The sequence below is a fragment of the Eubacterium sp. An3 genome (genome assembly GCF_002159465.1).
Classification (GTDB): Bacteria; Bacillota; Clostridia; order Lachnospirales; family Lachnospiraceae; genus Anaerobutyricum; species Anaerobutyricum stercoris.
This window is the reverse complement of sequence record NZ_NFIR01000001.1, coordinates 12,762-33,360: the sequence shown is the minus strand read 5'-3', so window position 1 is coordinate 33,360 and position 20,599 is coordinate 12,762. Positions and strand designations below refer to the sequence as shown.

Here is a 20,599-nt window from a genome sequence, read left to right as displayed (position 1 = left end):
TTTATTCTGCGTGAAATGGTAACGCAATTAAAACGGGTTATCCTGACGGCTCCGAGGAGCCGTTGAAAAATCTTATTCATTATTTTCTCAGCAGCACCTCCCGTTTACGTTTTTGTCTATATACTATCAGCGCTGCCCCTGCCATGAGGAGGGTTCCGCCGAGGGTATACCAGTGAACGCCCGGGCCGCCGGTTTCTGGAAGTTCGTAGAGGAGGTCGTTCTTGAGTGTGACTACAATTCCTCTCTGCGCATCTTCTGTAGCAGAAATGTAAACATCAAAATCTCCTTCTGCCCCTACTGCATTTGTCAGTAATCCCTCTTTAAATGTAAGTTTCCAAGAAGCTGTGTCTAATTTTTGATATCCTGCCGGAGCTTTAGTCTCAATTAATGTATAATCCCCGTTCAGATTTTGTAAATCACTCTCCTGTTTCTCGCCTACTTCTGTCAATTCCCATACAACAAATCCATCTTCACCAGATGTACCTTGTGCTATAAGCTCATTATTCTCATTCTTCAAATCAAAAGTTGCGCCTGTAAGCGGTATTGCTTGTTCAGTACTTTCCGGTAAGTTTGTTTTCTTAAGGCTCCACTTCAGTGTATTGGTTATCGTAAATGTATTTCCATCCGGAGTTACAACAGAATTATAATTACCAGCCACATTTACTTCGACAATCTTATACTCATTTTCAATAGGAAGATTCTTGATTTCTTTTGCCCAAGAAATATAATCACCCTTCGCATCTTTAATTGTATCTTCTTCTGTCAAAGTATATTTCCTATTTCCCCAATACTGCCATTCATCATTTGAATCCTTTTCTCTATACTGGATTGCAAATTGAATACTCACTGGTCTATTAGTTCCTTCTCTATCATTCCAGTCTTTCTTTACAATGATAGATTTAAAAATTGTTTCATAGTCCAAAGTATTGGTTAATTCAATAACGTATCCATCTAGCGTTTCTCTGACATTCGTGCTCTCTAATTTATAATGGTTATCCGGTAAACTTTCTGTCGCGGAATAATCAGTTGTGGCACTATTTTTCTGTTTCGGAAGAGTGAGTGTAGAACTCCATCCACCATTTTCTGTTAAAGATACACTATAGTCATCATTGTTATGATGTACCGTCACATCTAAATTATTTGGCCGATAACCCAATGTATTTTGATTATCATCCCAAATCTTTTGCACATTAACTTTTTCTGTTTGAAGAACATTTGCAATATAGAGATTTTCGTCTTCACAGTTTTCATCATAAGTATTGGTTATCGTTGCTATAATTCCATCCTGAGTTGGCTCATAACTAATACTGCTACTGTAACCTAGCGGAGTATCAATTTCACGAACAGCATAACTATACTTTTCTACGTTTCCACCAACCACGCTTTCATCTCTTAAGTTCGTCCATTGAGTTTTCCAAGCGTTGTTTTCATTCAATTCTCGTTTTTCAATCAACTGTGTATCTTGATCATTTGTACTTCTATATAACGCAACCGTAATACTTTCCGGACGTTGTTCTTCTTTATCACCTACCCAATCTTTCTGTACAGTAATATTTTGTGTAGTCAACTTAGAATACGTATTGGTTACTGTTGCCGACAATCCATCCTGAGCAACCTGACAATATGGTACATAATCCTTAATTTCTGTTTCCTCAGATATTTCTCGAATTGTTTTTGTAACAGGTACAGTTTCTGTATATGTATAATTTTCATCATTTTTCAGAATAACCGTTCCTGTTTCCCCGGTATTATATGTAACATTAAGTGTTATATCTTCATTCGGGTCAGCAACATCTGTCGGATGACTCCATTTTTTCGTATAAGTTAAAGTATGTGTCGTCACCTGGACTACCGGTCTTGGATAATCCGCGCTATCAGGCGTATCATTTACCTTATAGCTAACCTTTGCTGTATTTTCTTCATTAGAATAAAATCCCTTCTTGCCTTCACTTGTTGTTCCCGTTCCTGAATCTCCAGTATGTGGATATCCTTTATGCTGTGCATAATACTGGTCTGCTGTTTCATTTGGTTTTATTCTAAAGCTAACAGTATAAGTGGCTTGATCTTCTAATGAATTACCATTCAGCAACTCTACCTTAATAGTTTTCCCACTAATAGTGACGTTATATTGACCTGGATATAAAGGTTCCTCACTATTTCCTACCTTCTTTGTAACAGTAATTTCATCCAGATTTACAAATTCTACATAGTCACTCAAAGTATCAGTAATGACTACATCTTTGTATGTCGGAATGATAGTTTTCAATATAGTCGTTAATGCTGATGATAAATTTATACCATTTATCAATTCTGAATTACTAAGTTTTTCTGAGAATTTCTCCATTCCTGATTTTGTTCCATCAGTCAGATAAACGGAATAAATCTCTGCATCTTTTAATGAATCAGAACCAGTTACAACATTAGCCGCATCACTATAATAGCTATTCTCAGTATCTGAACCATTACCTATTTCATCATAATATTGCTGTCCCCACCACCAATCATAACCCATGGAATATGTTGGTGCACCATCCGACAGGAAAATAACCACTTTATCGTTTTTATTACCTGCTCTATCGTCCAATGCTTTAGACGCCTGCTGCATGGCATATGTCCAGTTTGTTCCTCCAGTCGCATGTAGGTTATTAATTTTTCTTTTCAATTCCTGTTTTGAAACCGTATCATACCAACGACTTGTATATGTCTCATCCTTACCTGCAAATGATACATACGCCACAGAATTTACATTGTCCGTTGTTTTAAATATCTGGTCGATAATTCCATTATTTTTCGTTAACAAGTTTTGTACATTCGGAAGAAGGTTATTATTTCCCCAACCTGATCCCATGCTGCCTGACGTATCAATTACAAAAAGGACATCCACCCCTGTAGCCTCTCCTTTTGCTCCTGTTACATCTAGATTTAAAGTATAGTCTCCTGTCTGCTTGTTATACTCAACATATTTATGATGTCCCGGCTTACCTAGGGTTCCTGCTTCTGTTCCATTAGATGCTGCTTGTACTTTTACAGATGCCGCTGATGCAGAAAGTGCTGCTGATGTCTTATTAATCTTATTGTTGTCACTGGAAGTTAAAGTTTCATCCGGATTACTCATATCAATCTGATACTTATAATCTTTACTATCACCATATTGAACATCCCCAGATGTATACAGATAATTACTATCTATTTGTCCTTCTTCTACCGTATAATTAATTACCTTCTTTACAACCTTTCCTTTGGCATCCGTATAGTTGTAATATACAGGTACATTTTCCCACACTGTTTTCCAACCAGCTTCTGCTGTCAGGGTCTTTTCCAAGCTGTCTAATCCTAAATCTTCCTTGGTCAGTTCAATTTCCTTACCACCTACAGTTATCGTAGCTTTTAAAGTGACCTTTAAATTCTCTGGTCTTGTATTATACGCATTATTATCGTCATCCCAAACCTTCTGGAAATTGATATTCTTTTTCTCAGCACGATCATAAGTATTGGTAAAAGTGACATAGGCCATAGTTTTTCCTGTAATAGAAACAGTTGCCTGATCTCCTTTTACTGGTTCATTTGTGACTGTATCACTTTCCCCATTTTTTATACTTGTCTGTACTTCAGAAGACATTCCATACCCGCTTAACTCCGCGTTCACTTCTTTTATAGTGATTTCATAAGAATGTCCATTTACAATCTTCCGATTTGGTATTGTTATTGTCAAACTTCCGTCTATTCCTGAATCTATATCAGAACCATTAATAATATTATCTATTCCCAATAAATCCTTAATTTCAGATGCTGATAAATTTTTATTATTAACAATATCTTTTACAGAAATTTCAAACTGAATCTGATCTTGCACCTTGGACAAAGCGGTATCATCAAGGCTACCTTCAAATTTTTTGCTAATCTGTAAAGTAAATTCATCATCAGCTACAGCTGGAAGTTTTTGAGTAAAATGAACATCATCTAAAAAATTTCCTACTGTTGAGTCTCCAACCTCTGTGTTACCTGCAACAAAGAAAAATCTTGTTACCGAAGATGTTGGTACATATTTATTTAATCCTTCTACATGCTGCCATGCCTGGTCGCTACTTGTAACTCTTACAACTAAAATTCCTTTTTCCTTATTATCATATACAATACTGTTTCCAACCTGTTCATATCTTTGATTGATATCTAACCGGTTACAGTTTTCATATAAATAATTTGTTAACTTATCTTGAGTTGTCAAATGATTATCAATAGCTTCTTTAGACGGCATTATAACAAGATACATTGTATCAAATTCTGGTTTAGGACTCTTTTCACTTCCTCTAGCTCTATGCTCTAACCAATAATTCAAAGAGGTTCCCTGCATTGTGAGCACATCTTGATACAAAGCTCCGGCAGCTTCACAGTTTAATTCGGCAAACTGCTTACCTTCAATAGCCGCATTATCCCAATCTTGATACCATGAATAACCATTATTTTCATTATCTCCATTCGGTACACCTTCTCGTACAATCTCTATAGATACAGATTTGTTGGAACCATTTTTTGCGACTGCCGTAGATTGCCAAACACCATTTTCCATCAAATATTCACTATTGCTAAACTGTGCGGAAAAACTATTAGTCTGAGGTGTTTCAAATCCACCATTCTCCAGCTCATCATAATATGGCACCTGATACGGTTTTGATTCCGTTTTTGTACCATCTTCAAATATTACTTCTGCTTTATACCATTCACGTGCACCCTCATCATAAGCTGGATATAATGCTTTTCCATCTTCCGAAAGATTGGAAGCGCCGCCTTGATAGTTCACTTTTTTTACAAGTTTATATTCACCATCTTTAGAACCTGATTTATACCATTTATATTCTACTGGCATTGCTTTACCTGTATATTCAGCATCAAGGGTACCATTTTCTATGATGTTGTCTTTAATCTTGAGGTCACTCTGGTCAACTTCTTCGTAGACGAATAAAATAGTTCCCGATGTTTGTAACCTGTCTTCTGTCCCTAACCACTGTATATAACTATTCTCATTATCTGCTGTACCTTCTTCTAAATAATCAATATAATGATACGTCTGATAGATAATAAACCCTTTTTTCTCTGAATGTGCCCATAACTTTGTAATCTCTGTTCCTGAATTAGCATCCTCCCCTACCACAGTTTTAGTATGAGTGTAACCTTCAATTTCACGTTGATAAGTAGTCAAATCAAGTTTAGTTCCTTCATAAATTGAAATATCTTCTTCTTGTACTAAATCTTCTGAGAATTCTCTTACATTTCCATTTTCATCTAAATATACATATTTGGCGGTAACCGTCAATTTTTGATTATTTCTATTACCATACTTCCACGTAATCGTAAACACCGAGAAACTCTCTGTCTTCACTTCCACCTTTTCCACCTGTTTCGCATCGGTGGTCTCCAGTGTATCAACTTTTCCGGCTTCACCCATATCTACAACCTGGGATACATTTCCATCGGCGTCTTCTTCCAGATGCATTACAGATACTTCTGTATCCTTTGCATCTTCTTCGCTAATTTCTGCCGGGATTGCAGCCTGTTTGTACTCGATGGACACTTTTACTTCGCTGTTCGGCTCGATTTCGTTGCCTTCTTCGTCTACGAAAGTAATGTCATATGCCAGGAAACCTTTGATCTCTGTCTCGGTTTCGGCAGCTTTTTCCTGAATCTTCTCTTTTACTTCTGTATACTGTGTCTGTGTGTCCGCGTCATTTTTCAGAATCGGAACGACTTTCAGTTCTGCGCCTTCCGGGATGGCTCCCTCTGCCACTTCGCTGACTGTGATAACAACGTCATCGTTCGTATATGTCAATTCTGACGGTGCTGTCTCATCCTTAGCTTCTGTAGTCTTCTCTTTGTCGGTCTCCTCTTCAGAAGTTTCAGAGGTCTTGTCTTTTTTGTCAGAGTCGTCCTCTGCCCCTGTTGTCTGGTCTTTATCGCCTGTCTCTGTGGCTTCCGTTGTCTCTTCTTTTGCTTTCGTGGTCGTCGCAGTTGTAGCGTCTTCCTTATCCTCTGTGGTCGCTTCGGTGGTTTCCTCCTTCTTTTCGGTTGTTTCCGTCTCCGGAGCGGATTCCTCATCGGATTGTTCCGACGTATCTTTTTCATCATCTGCGGATTGTTCTTCCTCAGACGCACCTTCACTCTTTGCTGTTCCGGTCTCTTTTACCTGTTTTTCCGTAGTCGTAGTCGCCGCTGCCGGAGCATCCGCCAGTATGGACACGCTGTTACAGATAACCAAAACCATGCAAAGCATGAACGCTATTAATTTTTTCCTCATTTTACTCTTCATGGCTGCCTCCTCCTGTTTTTTCGTCGTTCTGAACCAAAGCTTCATCTATTAATTTCAGCATTTCCAGTGCGCTTCGGAAATACTGCTCGTTCTGTTTTTCGACCCAGAGAATACTTCCCTGCCACGTACTGTTTTGCCTGTCCAGAATTTTTAAAATGAATGTCTGGTCTTTTTTGTAATCCTTTGTTCTCACATTCTGGCACTCCTTTCTGGGCAATTTCATTCATTTGTCATGAATCTCTGGTCTTGGGCTTTTCCCTTTTCGCATAGAATCCATCAGGGTTTATGCTTATCATGAAGTTATTATACTAATGAGGGCATTACAGAAAACATTACATCAATGCCATTTTAGAAACTTTTTGTACACTAAATTTTCGTAATTTTGTAATATTTTTGTCACGGTTTTTCTGAAGAAATGTAATGGTTTTAAGTGGGGACATTTCTTCTTCCAGTGTCTCTTTTATTTTTTACATTTTTTTACATTTTGTGTTGATTTTCAGCATGATGTGATGTATAGTTACAATATGATTTATAATATATTTTTATATCATTTTACATTGTGACATTATAGGGATTTGTTCGGGTTAATATAACAGGATGGAGTTGCCTTTGTCCAAAGAACAACATTTTGATTCACAGACAGCAAATGATAAAGGCAGTACATTTCACAGAACGTATGATAACGACCAGCGAACTTTTGACCAGCAGGCTTTTGATAGTAATCATAGCCCTGTTTCCTTTGAGAGCAGCAAATATGCTCATGCCGACAGCGATACGGAAGTCCAGTATGACCAGCACGCCAAGGCGCTTCTCGGACACCGGATTGTCCTGGCTCATATTTTAGCGGCCCTGATCCCTGATTTTCATGGTTGGGAGCCGTGGGAAATTCTTCCCTACATTGACAGCCAGATCTACACGGGTGTCGTGCCCACAGAACCGGGACAGACCAACGAGGTCATAAATACAACCGGAAAACGTATCGTCGGTCTTAACACAGAGAACAGCGAACTTTATGAGGGGCAGATCTATTTTGACGTTCTCTTTTACCTGCGTCTGTCCGACCGCCGCTCCAGAGCCATCGTTGACGTCGAAGCCCAGAAGGATGAACCCTCCTCCTACCGGCTCCTGCACCGGGGTATCTTCTACGTCTGCCGTCTCGTCTCCTCTCAGAAAGAACGCGACTTTACCGGGATGCACTTTAATGATCTCCTGCAGGTCTACAGCATTTGGATCTGCATGAACATGAAAGAAGATTTTACGGAATATTTTGCTTTAAATCGCACTGAGGTATTGGGTGACCACGTATCCAAAGGATGCCTCGGCCTTCTCAACCTATTTATTATCGGCCTGTCCGGAGAAGTACCCGACCTGTCCTCTCCCGGCGATGCCCGCTACCGCCTGCACCGCCTGCTACGGATACTCTTCTCCCCGGTACTCTCCAAAACACAGAAGTTTGAAGTCCTCCGGCGGGAATACGGGATCGCACCCGAACACTACGACGCGGAAACGATAGATTCATTTAGAAAGGAAGTGGATACCATGTGTAACCTAAGCCAGGGCGTAAAAGAATACGGCATTAAAATCGGCAGGGAAGAGGGACTCGCAGAAGGATATAGCTCCGGGCGCACAGAAACGCTCACAAATACTATCCTTCGTTCTTTTCAACTGGGGTTTTCTCTGGAAAATATTTCTTCTATCACTGATATGAGTATTGAAAAGATTAAAGAAGTCATCTGGGAAGAGATACATGTGAGGGTGTGATACAATCAAAAATACAAAACAATAACTACATCAGCAGTTTATGCTCCGCGGAATAATTTACATTTTTTTACAATTTAGTGTTGCATTTACAGTTTGTTTATTGTATATTATCAGTAAACCTTCTATACCTTTTTTCATCCCGCATACAGAACTCCAGGCAAGCCATTAGCGGAATTATGGAAGCGCCCGCACACCAGGTATAACAAACTATTAGACATGTATTTTCGGGAGGTACATAAATGTTAGAACAACGTGATTTTATCATGATAGCCGATATCATGAATCAGGCCTTGAACCCCATAAAAGATGATGTTCATATCATAAAACAAGATATTTCCGGCATGCATCAAGATATCAAAGGGCTTCAGACTGAGGTTGCTAAGATCGGCCCTATGCAGGAAGATATCAAAAAGCTCTGGATCGAGGTCTCCAAAATCGGCCCTATGCAAAAAGATATTGCTGACATGAAATCAGAAATGAACACCATGAAACAGGACATCTCCAGCTTAAAGCAGGAAGTCACCGATATGAAACAGGATATTTCCGGTATCAAATCGGAAATGAACACCATGAAACAGGACATCTCCGGCTTAAAGCAGGAAGTCGTCGGTATCAAATCGGAAATGTCCAGCATGGAACAGAATATTTCCGACATGCGGCAGGATATTCTCGAGATCAATCTTAAACTTGAGAACAATATTGATCATAAGATCAACATCCTTGTTGAAGGCTATGGTTCTTTGAACGACAAGATGGATGCGATGCTCGAGGAGCAGCAGCGTCAGAATAAAAGGCAGGATTTTTTTGATCTTCAGCTCAAGGGTCATTCGGTCAGGATTAATCATATTACAAGTGTGATAGAACATCTTCCTTGCCAGCATAGTTTATAAAAAGGAAAAGACGAGCAAAAGATTCTGTTCTTCGTCTCTTTTACTCGTCTTCTTTATTTTCCCACGACATAGCCGCTTGCTGTTTTTGCTTTTATTTCTGCCAACATCAGATCTCCATCAAGGATTTTGATGAGATCCAATGTACTGGAGAAGTTCTGTTTTTCAACTTTTTCTATCCAGAACAGTTCTCCCTGCCATGTAGAGTTCTGTCTGAATTGTACGGTAATTATAAATGTGCCTTTCTCCCCTCTATGATTTACAACATCAACCTGATCCGCTACCTTTGGTTTTTTCCGGGATTCCTGTGTATCCGAAACATAAAAGCTGCGGCTTCTGGTGGATGACTGGGGAAATTGTATCTCATCAAAGAACTTTTCCATTGTTCTGAGAAGCTGAACCAGGTTGGAAAACAGAACCGGTTCCTTTTGGTAACAGTTGTACAGCTTCCCTGATATTTCTCCGTCAAAGCTCTCATCTACACAGACGTTAACCAGATTCGGAGCGGATATGTTTATAGGATACTGCATTTCTTTCATATTTATCTGCCTCTTTCAGAATGATTATGCTTCCCAGCGGATTCCGTTTTTCTGGAATACTATCTGTGCACTGTCCTTATCGGCATCAGCGAGAGAAGTAATGTAAAATTCAAGATATTTCCTCCAGGATTTATGTTCTCTGGAGAAGTATCTCTCAATCCGGTCAAAGATCAATCCGCAGTTCTCTTTGTTTGTTCCCACCAGCAGTATAAGGAACTGACTTGGATTGTACCGCGTGAAAGAATCCCCTCTCCGAAGACAATGTTTAATTGCAGCCATTAATTCTTCTGACATAGAACCAAGCTTATCCGGGTCTTCCATCGGCGCACCCTTACTGTCCACCAGAGAGCAAAGCATCAGATATACGGACTGTCCGTTTCTCTCCATAATCCGGCGCACCAGGCGGTAGCTGTCGCGGAAACTTGGCAAGGTCATATAGAAGGCTCCCGCCTCTATCTCCTCTTCCCTCAGCCGGCTCTTTATTCCCCGGATAGTCTGCGGTGCATTACTCATTCGTTCGCTCATATATTTGAACTGATTGATCATCTTTTCCGATGGACTGATTCCCAGTTCTTCAAAGAACAATTTTGCCGTCGATTCATATTCGTTCATGGCTTCCTGGTATCGGTTCATGGCCATATAGCAATCAATACGGACTGCCTGCCACTCATCAAAAGGATACATCGCGCAGGCCGGCTCGCAGAGCCGGAGAATCTCTTCATATTCTTCTTTGTCCCACAAATAATCACAAAGCTGCTGCAAGGCACTGCTGTACATTTTCTTGCACTGCACACTTTCGATAAGCACCCATTCTTCTTCTGAAGAACCCGGAAGCAGCTCTCCTTTATATATACGGCACGCTTCCCTCAGATAATCCATCCGCCTTTCGACGGCGGCTTCCATTTCTGCTGCCTGAATAAGATCGACAAACTTATGAACATCGACTTCGGTATCCATAGGCCCATTCCAAAAATAAATACCCTTCGATATTCTGATATAGTTATGCTCTGGAAGTCCCATATTTACCAGCATTTTTTTCAGCCTGTATGACGTCACTCTCAAACTATTTGGTGCATCTGCCAGTTCCTCTGCCTTGTACAGATTTTCTATGAGTTTATTACGGGATATCCCCTTTTCTCCGTAATACAGAAGAACCTGCAGCAGCTTCATCGCCTTCGTTGTTGTATTTCTTGAAAAGGATATCGGTTTATCCCCATACATTAAAGACAATCCGCCCAGCATCTGAACCTTCAGCACCGGTAACTTTACATCCATAGATTTATCACCCTTTATTATCCCCATTTTATATTGATTCTTTTATTATTATAAAACCGAAAAACAGAAAAATCAATGTCCGTTCGTGGAGAAATCTGTGCATTTCACGCACTATTTTCTTTTATAATTCTATATTTTCCCCATCATATGGTACAAAAATCGTTCCTTTAAAATATTTTTTTGCCTCTTTCTTGTAGAGAGATTTTCTTCGCCTGATATTATCATCCTCTGTGTGCCAGAGCAAAAGGTTTTTTACTTCCAGCCGACTGCCCAGTTCAGCGACGTCCTTCACCGTACTGTGACATTTTTCATATGGTTTATAAATATCTTTCTGATCATACAGACAAAAGGCTTCATGTAATAGATAATCTGTCTGATACGCATACTGATAACAATGATCCTGATACGGCTCATCTCCACAGAAAGTCAGGCGTTTCCCATTATTTAAAGTCGTCACAAACCCAAACTGTTTGGCCTTCGTTGATCGTATATCGAAAAAATGTACTTTATAATCCAGAATCTGCCTGTCTTCCCCATCTTCCACCTGATGGATGCATATCCTGTCGTCAAAGAGCCTCATTATTTTTTCTACCAGAGTCATCGCACAGATCTGCCGAATGATTCCAGCCAGTTCATCGTGACAGTAAATGTGAAGCTTTCCCTCATAAGAGCCTTTTTCCATCATCTGTCCTGCATTTCGTACCATCCAGATCACGCCCAGAAGGTGATCCGTATGTTTGTGAGTTACAAACAATTCGTGAATCTCGCTGACAGATACCTGTGCCTTTTCCAGACAGGTGAGAATTCCATTCCCGCCTCCGGCGTCCACCATAAAATATCGTCCTTTACTGTCCTGCAGCAAAAAACAGGTATTAAAGCACTTTGTTACAGATGCATTCCCTGTTCCCAATACAATCAGTTTTTCCATTCAGTCACCTCCGCTGTAGTCCTTCACATCCGCTTTTTATAATATTCAAAAGCCGATGGTATGGCATATTCTTCCTTAGCCTTCTGCTTGGATACAAAAATCCACTCCCCGGCTTCTTCCGACTTTCGTGCATTTTCCCAGATAGCATTTTGCTTTTCCCCCGGCGCTTTCATTAGTCGGAACCGGTATCCACTCATATGCCATTCCACATGGGAGAAAATGTGCTTCCCATCTCCCAGAGCATCAATTTGTTCTATAATATATCCCGATCCATGAAGTCTTTTCTCCATATATTCACGGGCTTTTTCCAGCGTATATTTTCCTTCCGCATTTGGAAATTCCCACAAATCCGGCAGCAGCCCGTGAGGAGACCTTTTGTGTAGAAGAATATCCCAGGAAGATTCTGAAGAACCATCAGATACATTCTCTACTTCAATGAGAAACACTCCCTTTTCTTCTATTTTTCTCGCTTTTTTTCGGGCTTTTACCGGGAAATCCAATTCTCGCCCGGCTTTGTGCGCCTGGCAGACATTTTCCCATGGACACTGTCCGCATAAAGGCTGGCCGTTTGGAAGACATACAGCCGATCCCAGGTCCATAAGAGCCTGATTAAAATCTCCCGCTCTTTCCGCAGGGAGTACACGCCGCACCTCTCTGCCAATCTCCTTTTTTACTTTCTGCCTGGTTATATCGCCGTTCTCCGCCAGTAATCTGGAAAATACCCGCAGTACATTTCCATCCACCGCCGGCTCCGGCAGTCCGAACGCGATGGACGCGATAGCTCCCGCCGTATATTCACCTATTCCCTTCAGCGAAAGAAGTTTTTCGTAACTTCCCGGCAGCTCTCCTCCATATTCTTCCATAATAGTGGCGGCTGCTGCCTTCAAATTCCTCGCGCGATTGTAATATCCCAGGCCTTCCCACAGCTTCATCAGCTTGTCGTCATCCACTTCCGCCAGGGCTTTCACTTCCGGAAGCTCCTGCATCCAACGGTCGTAATATTTTTTTACGGCCTCCACCCTGGTCTGCTGAAGCATGATCTCAGAAATCCAGACATGGTAAGGCGTAGGTTCACTTCGCCACGGCAGAATTCTTGCGTTATAATCATACCATTTTAAAAGAATATTGCCAATCCCCTCCGGCGCAGCTTTCAACGGCACACAGATCTGACGCCAGTTTTCCTTCAGTCTCTCCAGAGAAAACGCGGCGTTGGCCGGGCTGGTGGAGGGCAGCTTTACAGCTTCTTTCCCGGTTTCTTTCTTCTGATATTTTTCATAATATTCAAAGGACTTCGCCCCATTGCAATAAATCGCCTGTATATCGGCTTCCTTGAAAATGACGTCCAGGTTATTGAGAATCACATTTCGTATGGTGCTGTCTGAAGAGCCTTCTATATCGCAGCTATGGATCACGTCCCACAGAGCAATGTGATTTCGATGGAGGAACTTCTTTTTTTCCTCTATGGTCTGCGGCACATCTTCTGACAGTACTCCCGCCACAGTCTTCCAGAAACGATTCTGAGGGTGTCCATAGAAAAAATTCTGTTCCCGTGATTTTACAGAAGGAAAACTTCCCAGAACCAGAATTCTCGAATCTTTATCATACAACGGAGGAAATGGATGCTCGATTGCCATTCTTTTCTTCCTTTCTTTCTGCGTTTTTCTTATGTAATTATATCAAATTTTTTTATACAGTGGAATTTTTTTAACTGAAAATCTGTACTCTGACTAGAAAGAGCTAACCCTAAAAAGAGCCGGCAAAACTGCCGGCTCCGTTGCTGCTATATAAAACTTTAAAATATTTCATACTCCCTGCCATGTTTGTTCAGCCAGTTCTGACATTCTCTGTACTCCGGCATCACCCTTTCCACCTCTGTCCAAAAGGCGGAGGAGTGGTTCATCTTCTTCAGATGAACAAGCTCATGAACAATAATGTAATCTATAATCTCCACCGGAAGCATAATGATCCTCCAGTCAAAGCTAAGACTTTTCTTCCTGTTGCAGCTTCCCCACAAAGTTTTCTGATCTTTAATCTCAATATTTTTGTAATTGAGGCGGGCAAGAGCAGGACGATTATTTCTTTTTTTATTGGCTATCTGAACATGATTGAACTTAAGATGCATCTGATTTCCGAAATCTGCGGTTCTTCGGGCAATGATATCTGCTGCGCACTTCTTATAGTAACGCATCACACAATACCGAATAAATCTCTGATTCATATTCTCTGTCCGAATTGTAAGAATATGCCCTCCGCCGGGTCTTTTATCCACATAAAGCTTCGTTTCCTCACCCTGTGAAACATACTTTACCCGCAGCTCCATATTCATATTGCCCATAAATGGGAGCAGCATTCCGCTGTAATATTGAACCCGTCCATCTTCCAGTTCCAGCGTAACCGGCAGTGCCTGATGGTTTCTTTTCTTCGACCGTTCATATTCCTGCCAGATTTTCTCTTCATTTATACGGATATATTTCTCCGCCATTTCCTGGCTCATACCAACAGGAACCTTCATACTGACAGACAAATCTGCGTTCACCACAAAGCTTACACATCTGTTGTCCACACTTACTATATTAATAGGTAGTATATCCGTTCCCTTCTGCACCTGCAAATATGTCATGAGCCTCCCCTTTCCTGCGTTGATTCAGTAAACCGCTGTTATTTTGCAGTATAACTCTTTTTTTAGCAGTTTTCAACACATTCAGAGAAAGTAACCATCTTTTAACAGTTTTGTAATGACTGTTTGCAAAAATGCAATATCAGAATACTACGCCAGCTCTTAAAATCACATTTGGATATGGAGAAAATTCTCCCGTCCGGATAGCAAATCTGCATTTGCTGCTAAACTTTTTCAAATCTTCATGCGGCATATATTCTACCTCCGCATCTTTCAGTGAATCTTTAATGTAATCCTCCAAATCCGGATTAAACTCTTTAATTTCGTGGGCAAGATAGTACCCCTCCACACATGTTTCCTCCAGAACAGCATCCATAACCTGTTTGAAGGATGGTACTCCCGCCGTCAGCACAAGATCCACCACTTCTACATCTTCCGGTATAGGCATGCCGGCGTCGCCGATCATAAATAAATCTTTATGTCCCAATGCCGCTATCAGATAAGACAGCTGTGCATTTAATATTCCTCTCTTTTTCATGATAACCTCCCGTTTGTTCTGTGAAAAAGAATCGCAGCAACTGGTTCTCCCAACTGCTGCGACAATACTATGCTCAAAGACACATTATTCTACTGTGTAAGGCATCAAGGATACGTGTCTTGCTCTCTTCACTGCCACAGTGAGAGCTCTCTGATGTTTTGCACAGTTACCGGTAATTCTTCTCGGTAAAATCTTGCCTCTCTCAGAAACGTATCTCTTTAACTTATTAACATCCTTGTAGTCGATGACTGAATTCTTATCTGCACAGAAAATGCAGACTTTTTTTCTTCTGCGTCCGCCTCTTCTTCTCATGGAAGAATCGCCGCGTTCTTTGCTGTATGCCATTTGATATTACCTCCTAAATTCCTCAAACCTTAGATAAATGGCAGTTCTTCTTCAATCCCCTCCGGAATTGTCATGAATCCGTCGCTCACCGCTTCTGACGGAGCCGGACGGCTGGTCATGGTCGGCTGTGGTTCCGGTGCAGGAGCCGGTGCTCCCTGGTAGCTGTTCTGCTGATATCCTCCGCTGTAATTCGCTGCAGCAGCCTTGCTCTCAGCAAAATCCTGTTCTTCAACCACAACATCTGTGGTATACACCTTAACACCCTCGCGGTTGGTATAACTGCCTGTCTGAATTCTTCCGGAAATAACAATCTTCGTACCCTGTTTCAGATACTTCTCTGCAAACTCTCCCTGTCTTCCAAATGCAACACAGTTGATAAAGTCTGCGTCCTGGTCGCCTTCTCTCCGGAATCTTCTGTTAACTGCTAAAGTATATCTTGCTACGCACGTTGCCTTCTCTCCCTGTGAATATCTCACATCCGGATTTCTGGTCAAACGTCCCATCAAAATTACTTTATTCATGGAATTCCTCCTATTCGTTATGCATCCTGTTTAACGCATAAATATCTGATGACTGGCTCCATGATACGTACACGCTGTTCAAGCTGTGCCGGGCAGTCACTGGATGCATCGAATTGGATGAAATAGTAATATCCCTCTCTCATCTTCTGAATTTCGTAAGCTAATCTCTTCTTACCCCATTCATCAACGTTAGTAATCACTCCACCGAATCTCTCGATTAAAGCTTTCACTCTCTCAACGGCTTCGGCTCTAGCGTCGTCTTCGATCTTTGCATTCACAACCAATGCTAATTCATACTTATTCATGGTTATTCTTGCACCTCCTTCTGGTCTTTATGGTCCTCCCCTCCCGGGAGAACAAGGATTTTCGCACTACAATGACCTATTCTACCATAGAGCATTCATAAAAACAAGTTATTTTTTTACATATCCCCGGAAATTCTTCTCCACAATCTTTCGCGGAAGCATAACCTGGCGACCGCAGCCATTGCACTGCAGCCGAAAGTCCATCCCGACCCGAAGCAGCTTCCACTCATTAGTTCCGCAGGGATGCGGCTTTTTCATCTTGATCACTTCTCCAACCTGAAAATCCATGCTGCGCCTACCTCCATGAATTAACTATAACAAAATTTTGCTGCCGCGTCAAAACAGTTTGCGGTAACCAGCGGCACCGGCCGCTGCAGCCAGTCCCAGTACCGCCAGCAGCAGACCCGCAATCTGAGATATCAGTCCGGCAGTACTTCTCCTCGGATTCTCCGTTTCTCCCCAGTCTTTTGCTTCTCCCAGCTCACTTTTGACATTACTTTTTCTTTTTTCGACCATTTCCCGGCTGAGAACCACGCAGCTGATCTCTTCTCCGGCCTTCTCTGAGTCCAGACAATTTCCAGCGGCATCCCACGCCTGATAAGAAATCGTCTGTCTGCCCTCATATGCCTTGAGTTCCTTCACAACACTCTGGTTACTTTCCAGATCATCAGGAGTGATTCGGATAGTTTCTTCTTTTTCATCAGCATCTTCCCGCCGTATAGTTAAATCCATGTGCGCAAAGGCAAAATTATCCATCACCGTGATGACAAAAGGATGTGTCTCTTCTTCATAGTATTCCTGTTCCAGACCTCCGATCTGAACTACCGGCGGCGTCTTGTCCACCGTAAAATAAATTGTTTTTCCTCTGAGTGTGCTGCTCGTCTCCTTTATGATATTCCTTTTTCCGTTTTTCATAATATACCCGCTGGATTCAAGCGTAATCTGATAAGTTCCCTCCTCCCGGAAATTTCTCTCAGAAATGAAATGTCGTTTCACATACCAGCCGCTTCTTTCTCCCAAAACTGCCTTGCCTGTCAGTACAGCATATTTCCCATCCCGTGTTTCCCGCTGCCAGAGAGATTCTATTTTGCTCTTTGCCGCAGGCTGATGATATCTTTGCGTCATCTCCTGTGCGGATTCTTTTTCTGATGGAATATCTCCCAGATATAACTCCCTCCAGCTCTGGTTATCTTTCAATATCGTAATTCTTGTATCAACAGGATTAACACTGTATTCAGTAATCACGATTCCTTCTGGCTTTCTCATATATCCCCGCTTTAAAATTGTTTCCAATCCATCCTGCAGCACGTACACTGAGCCAAATCGATTAACCGTAAACACAATTCCTTTTCCTAAAGTACTATGGTTTCCGGCCAGATCTTCCGCATATGCCTGCAGCCGGTAGACTCCATCTGCCTCTTCGTTATACGGAAAATTAACCCATGTATATTTGGCAATTACCGCAGAGACGCCGGATGCGGAAGCCCCATCTGCCACCCCATCGATAGCTCTGTTCACCGCTCCGTCAATTTTTTCCAGCTTTACATTTACCAGTCCGTCTGCAAGATTCTTATCTCTTACCGTTACGGACGGACACACTTTCCCTGTATACGCCATATTATCTGCCGCTCCGTTAACCTGAATTTCAGGCGCAGTACGGTCAATAACAAAGCGCAGCGCCTGTTCACTTTTCGATACATTTCCCGCCAAGTCTGTACACTGAAAATAAAGGCGGTATTCCCCGTCCTTTTTATACATCTGTGTTGCAATATAATGATTGCTTTCGGTATGTGTCAAAGAAATCGTTTTCCCTTTTTTTCGCCGATTCTGAAAATACACGGCAGCACTTTCCGGATCTATATTCTTATCTTTTACATGAAATGTGATCTTCTGCGGGGAACGATAATATATCTTATTTTCCGCATTGCCAGCATCGATCGCCATCTCAATGACAGGAGGTGTCTTATCTATAGTAAAATTATGATCTTCATCCCATACCGTTTTATTTCCCGCATAATCTTCCACTTCAAGCTTTATCCGATAATTTTTTCCTTCTTCCGCAAAAGTCACCTGGCATTGATGCAGTTCCCCCTCCCCGGTCCATCTCCCAATCTGATAATTTTGATTGGAACCGGAGATATCCCACCGCACCGCATGGGGATTGAAGTTTCTGTCCCGGACGGTAACCGTAGCCGTTCTGGTACAGTTATAATATTGACCGTTCTCTGCATCATCAGTATCATAAACGACCCCGACCTCAGGCTTTTGACTGTCAGTCACAACGCGGTATTCCTTGTATTTTTCAGACGTTTGATTACCTGCGTTATCTATAAGCGTCGCGCCAATTTTCAGAGGCTTCTTTTCACCGGTATCCTGAAAATCCTCTGCTTTCACATGCATTGTCAACATTTTTTCATAGACGATATCTTTTTTCTGGTTTTTATTTTGCCAATCTGAATCCAGCCATCCGGATTCCTGTCCTCTTGACGGCTGTTCTTCTTCAGACACAGCCTTTTCCTGTTTATGCCTCCTTTGATCCCTGATATCAAGCGTAAACTCTCTGATTCCCGCATAACTGTCCGTTCCTTTCGCCGTTATAGTGATGGGACCTCGATAATACTTTACTTTTTTCTTCTCATCTGTATAGTCTGCCTCTGATAACTCCAGGGTAATGCCGCTGCTATTTTGATGCATGGAAGGAGAGGCCAGAATCATCCCCGGGCTGTTGACTTCACGGCTTTTCTGTCCCGCAAAGTTTTTCGCCCATATAAAAATTGTCCCTTTGAAATCCTGCTGACTCACTACGATATCCGTGGAGTATTCGGACAGATCATCCTTCAGCACGTCTGTTTTTTCATTGGAACTGATGACAGCCTCACTCCCCTCTGACTCTTCCCGCCCTTCTTTATGCATGATAGCCTGCACGCCGCTGATATCATCTTTTGCCGTAACCGAAACAATCATTTCCTTTCTGCCAAAATACTGATATGTTTCATAAGGCGCAAAAAAATCCTGTCCTTTGATGCGAATCATAATTTCCGGTGGTGTTGTATCATACGTACACTGCCCTTCCTGAACAGAACTTTTCTGTCCGCATCCATCTGTCACCCATCCGGAAAATGTATAATTAGCTTCTTCTTTTAGCGCAATCACTGCTCTGTTTCGCCGTTTTCCCTTTTCGTAGCTGCTTGTCCACACGATAGCGTAATCATCCTCACTACAGAGGGGACGTATCTGCCGTCTGTCTGCGCGGGTCATAACATTCTGAAATGAAAAATCCTGCTGATTAAAGTTTTCTTCTTCTATTTCAACTATTATGACCGGGCTTTCTGTAAAATAACTTCGGGCTCCCCATATTTTCCCGGGCTCCTGATCATAGATAAATGCTTTAAGCTCCGGCGGAGTATTATCAAGGGTATAAGTCGGGCCCTCATACGCGCTTCCGTCCATACAGAAATCTGTCTCACTGTTTTCTTGCGCCGTCAGTCTGTTTCCTGCTTTATCTTCATATTCGATATGAAATTGATAATGTCCTTCTTCCTCCCATTGATACTGAAGAATAAATGTATTTCCTTTTTGTTCCCATTTTCCTCCATTTAGTTTTTGATTATTTCCACTTTGCCCCCTCTGCTCCCACTGTTTCGCAACATCTTGTTTTCTGCCGCTTTCATAATCTTCTTTAAACACCTTTATTCTCACATCTTCGGGCGAAAAATAATCTTCTTTTATCTTAATCGTAACCTCTCCTTTTCCAGAAGCAAACACTTCGCAGTCCGATGAGGAAATCCTCTTTATATTTCTCTGGATGATACGGTTTACATTTTCCTCAGAAGACTTCGCACTGCTGATCTCTCTGCAATTGCCATAGATAACGGACAACTCCGGTTCCTCCCTGTCTACCACAAATGGCTCGCTCTCAGCCGTATAAACTTGTTCGCTGCTGTTTTCTTCCGTCTTTATTCGACAGGAGAATGCAATCATCCATTTACCCTGCAGGTTAAAATAGAATTCTACTCTGTTTTCATCCACATACCAGTCTTGAATCTTATAACTGCCATCCTCACTGCTTTCTCTGTCAATTCCTGCTTCTTCCTCCGCCACATTGTCAAGCGGAACCGCCCGCAGCATAATTTCTCCTTTTTCCACCCATTCTTTTTCCACTGATATTTTCCCGTATATGCCTTCATTATAATAATTGATGTTTTCCACCAGATTACATTTATCTGACGGCAGAATGATTATCTCCGGTACCGTGTCCGCCGCTGTCGGCATTTCTCTTGCCGATACGGAAAACATATTTGCTTTTACTGGCCTATTTTTTACTGATGCCAGCTCCGTACGGCTACATCCCGCAGTAAAACAAATACCGGACACACAGACGCAGATGAGCACCTTCATCCTTTTTCTATACTGTTTTTTCCATTCTCTTTTTCTTTTCCATTTTTTAAAAAAATACCAAAATGCTTCGTATATTTTTACTTTCCAGAATATATACGACGCTGCCGCCGCAAACAAGATCATTCCTGCATATCCGCAGAGTTCCAGATACCGCCATATCTCTAGTTTTGCCACAATATGCATA

Annotated in this window: 15 protein-coding genes; 2 read left to right on the top strand and 13 right to left on the bottom strand. The window is 41.7% G+C overall.

The features are described from left to right. Window positions 1–79: 79 nt before the first annotated feature. The gene (locus B5F87_RS00150) at window positions 80–6,301 is read right to left on the bottom strand and encodes a Cna B-type domain-containing protein (protein ID WP_158096891.1); all 6,222 of its coding nucleotides are present in this window, start codon (window positions 6,299–6,301) and stop codon (window positions 80–82) included. Beyond that, on the bottom strand, window positions 6,291–6,494 hold the full coding sequence (locus tag B5F87_RS00145) for a hypothetical protein (protein WP_242964195.1): 204 nt from the start codon (window positions 6,492–6,494) through the stop codon (window positions 6,291–6,293). The genes B5F87_RS00150 and B5F87_RS00145 overlap by 11 nt, the downstream gene beginning before the upstream one ends. 416 nt (window positions 6,495–6,910) lie before the next feature. Here B5F87_RS00145 and B5F87_RS00140 point away from each other — a divergent pair, with 416 nt between their 5' ends. Both B5F87_RS00140 and B5F87_RS00135 read left to right on the top strand, forming a co-directional pair. Next, complete coding sequence (locus B5F87_RS00140; RefSeq protein WP_087275153.1) at window positions 6,911–8,062, top strand: hypothetical protein; 1,152 nt, start codon at window positions 6,911–6,913, stop codon at window positions 8,060–8,062. A 239-nt stretch (window positions 8,063–8,301) separates the two neighbouring features. Beyond that, on the top strand, window positions 8,302–8,952 hold the full coding sequence (locus B5F87_RS00135; protein ID WP_087275151.1) for a hypothetical protein: 651 nt from the start codon (window positions 8,302–8,304) through the stop codon (window positions 8,950–8,952). A gap of 53 nt (window positions 8,953–9,005) precedes the next feature. Here the strand turns inward: B5F87_RS00135 and B5F87_RS00130 are convergent, their stop codons facing one another. The 11 genes from B5F87_RS00130 to B5F87_RS00080 form a co-directional block, all read right to left on the bottom strand. Then, window positions 9,006–9,488, bottom strand: coding sequence for a hypothetical protein (locus tag B5F87_RS00130; RefSeq protein WP_087275149.1), 483 nt, complete (start codon window positions 9,486–9,488; stop codon window positions 9,006–9,008). Window positions 9,489–9,512: 24 nt separating this feature from the next. Beyond that, window positions 9,513–10,763 (bottom strand): BTAD domain-containing putative transcriptional regulator, encoded by a 1,251-nt coding sequence (locus tag B5F87_RS00125; protein WP_087275147.1) that lies wholly within the window; start codon window positions 10,761–10,763, stop codon window positions 9,513–9,515. A 121-nt stretch (window positions 10,764–10,884) separates the two neighbouring features. Then, window positions 10,885–11,691 (bottom strand): MBL fold metallo-hydrolase, encoded by an 807-nt coding sequence (locus tag B5F87_RS00120; protein ID WP_087275145.1) that lies wholly within the window; start codon window positions 11,689–11,691, stop codon window positions 10,885–10,887. A 23-nt stretch (window positions 11,692–11,714) separates the two neighbouring features. Continuing rightward, window positions 11,715–13,325 (bottom strand): A/G-specific adenine glycosylase, encoded by a 1,611-nt coding sequence (gene mutY, locus B5F87_RS00115; RefSeq protein ID WP_087275143.1) that lies wholly within the window; start codon window positions 13,323–13,325, stop codon window positions 11,715–11,717. 158 nt (window positions 13,326–13,483) lie between these two features. Beyond that, the gene (locus tag B5F87_RS00110; RefSeq protein WP_087275141.1) at window positions 13,484–14,311 is read right to left on the bottom strand and encodes a SprT family zinc-dependent metalloprotease; all 828 of its coding nucleotides are present in this window, start codon (window positions 14,309–14,311) and stop codon (window positions 13,484–13,486) included. 139 nt (window positions 14,312–14,450) lie between these two features. Further along, window positions 14,451–14,846, bottom strand: coding sequence for a D-ribose pyranase (gene rbsD / locus B5F87_RS00105; protein WP_087275139.1), 396 nt, complete (start codon window positions 14,844–14,846; stop codon window positions 14,451–14,453). A gap of 84 nt (window positions 14,847–14,930) precedes the next feature. Then, window positions 14,931–15,191 (bottom strand): 30S ribosomal protein S18, encoded by a 261-nt coding sequence (rpsR, locus tag B5F87_RS00100; protein WP_087275137.1) that lies wholly within the window; start codon window positions 15,189–15,191, stop codon window positions 14,931–14,933. A gap of 29 nt (window positions 15,192–15,220) precedes the next feature. Then, a complete protein-coding gene (locus tag B5F87_RS00095; RefSeq protein WP_087275135.1) occupies window positions 15,221–15,712 on the bottom strand; it encodes a single-stranded DNA-binding protein in 492 nt (163 codons plus the stop codon). A 17-nt stretch (window positions 15,713–15,729) separates the two neighbouring features. Continuing rightward, window positions 15,730–16,017 carry a 30S ribosomal protein S6 gene (gene rpsF / locus B5F87_RS00090; RefSeq protein WP_087275134.1) on the bottom strand — a complete coding sequence of 96 codons (288 nt, stop codon included), beginning with the start codon at window positions 16,015–16,017 and terminating at the stop codon, window positions 15,730–15,732. Between the two features lie 108 nt (window positions 16,018–16,125). Then, window positions 16,126–16,305: a DUF951 domain-containing protein gene (locus tag B5F87_RS00085; protein ID WP_087275132.1), complete on the bottom strand. Its 180-nt coding sequence runs from the start codon at window positions 16,303–16,305 to the stop codon at window positions 16,126–16,128. 48 nt (window positions 16,306–16,353) lie between these two features. Then, window positions 16,354–20,598, bottom strand: a complete 4,245-nt coding sequence (locus tag B5F87_RS00080) for an Ig-like domain-containing protein (RefSeq protein WP_087275130.1) — start codon at window positions 20,596–20,598, stop codon at window positions 16,354–16,356. Window position 20,599 lies beyond the last annotated feature (1 nt).

Coding starts and splice junctions, on each gene's coding strand:
- B5F87_RS00150 (WP_158096891.1), bottom strand. CDS start 6,301: ATGAAGAGTAAAATGAGGAAAAAATTAATAGCGTTCATGCTTTGCATG.
- B5F87_RS00135 (WP_087275151.1), top strand. CDS start 8,302: ATGTTAGAACAACGTGATTTTATCATGATAGCCGATATCATGAATCAG.
- B5F87_RS00130 (WP_087275149.1), bottom strand. CDS start 9,488: ATGAAAGAAATGCAGTATCCTATAAACATATCCGCTCCGAATCTGGTT.
- B5F87_RS00125 (WP_087275147.1), bottom strand. CDS start 10,763: ATGGATGTAAAGTTACCGGTGCTGAAGGTTCAGATGCTGGGCGGATTG.
- B5F87_RS00120 (WP_087275145.1), bottom strand. CDS start 11,691: ATGGAAAAACTGATTGTATTGGGAACAGGGAATGCATCTGTAACAAAG.
- mutY (WP_087275143.1), bottom strand. CDS start 13,325: ATGGCAATCGAGCATCCATTTCCTCCGTTGTATGATAAAGATTCGAGA.
- B5F87_RS00110 (WP_087275141.1), bottom strand. CDS start 14,311: ATGACATATTTGCAGGTGCAGAAGGGAACGGATATACTACCTATTAAT.
- rbsD (WP_087275139.1), bottom strand. CDS start 14,846: ATGAAAAAGAGAGGAATATTAAATGCACAGCTGTCTTATCTGATAGCG.
- rpsR (WP_087275137.1), bottom strand. CDS start 15,191: ATGGCATACAGCAAAGAACGCGGCGATTCTTCCATGAGAAGAAGAGGC.
- B5F87_RS00095 (WP_087275135.1), bottom strand. CDS start 15,712: ATGAATAAAGTAATTTTGATGGGACGTTTGACCAGAAATCCGGATGTG.
- rpsF (WP_087275134.1), bottom strand. CDS start 16,017: ATGAATAAGTATGAATTAGCATTGGTTGTGAATGCAAAGATCGAAGAC.
- B5F87_RS00085 (WP_087275132.1), bottom strand. CDS start 16,305: ATGGATTTTCAGGTTGGAGAAGTGATCAAGATGAAAAAGCCGCATCCC.
- B5F87_RS00080 (WP_087275130.1), bottom strand. CDS start 20,598: ATGCATATTGTGGCAAAACTAGAGATATGGCGGTATCTGGAACTCTGC.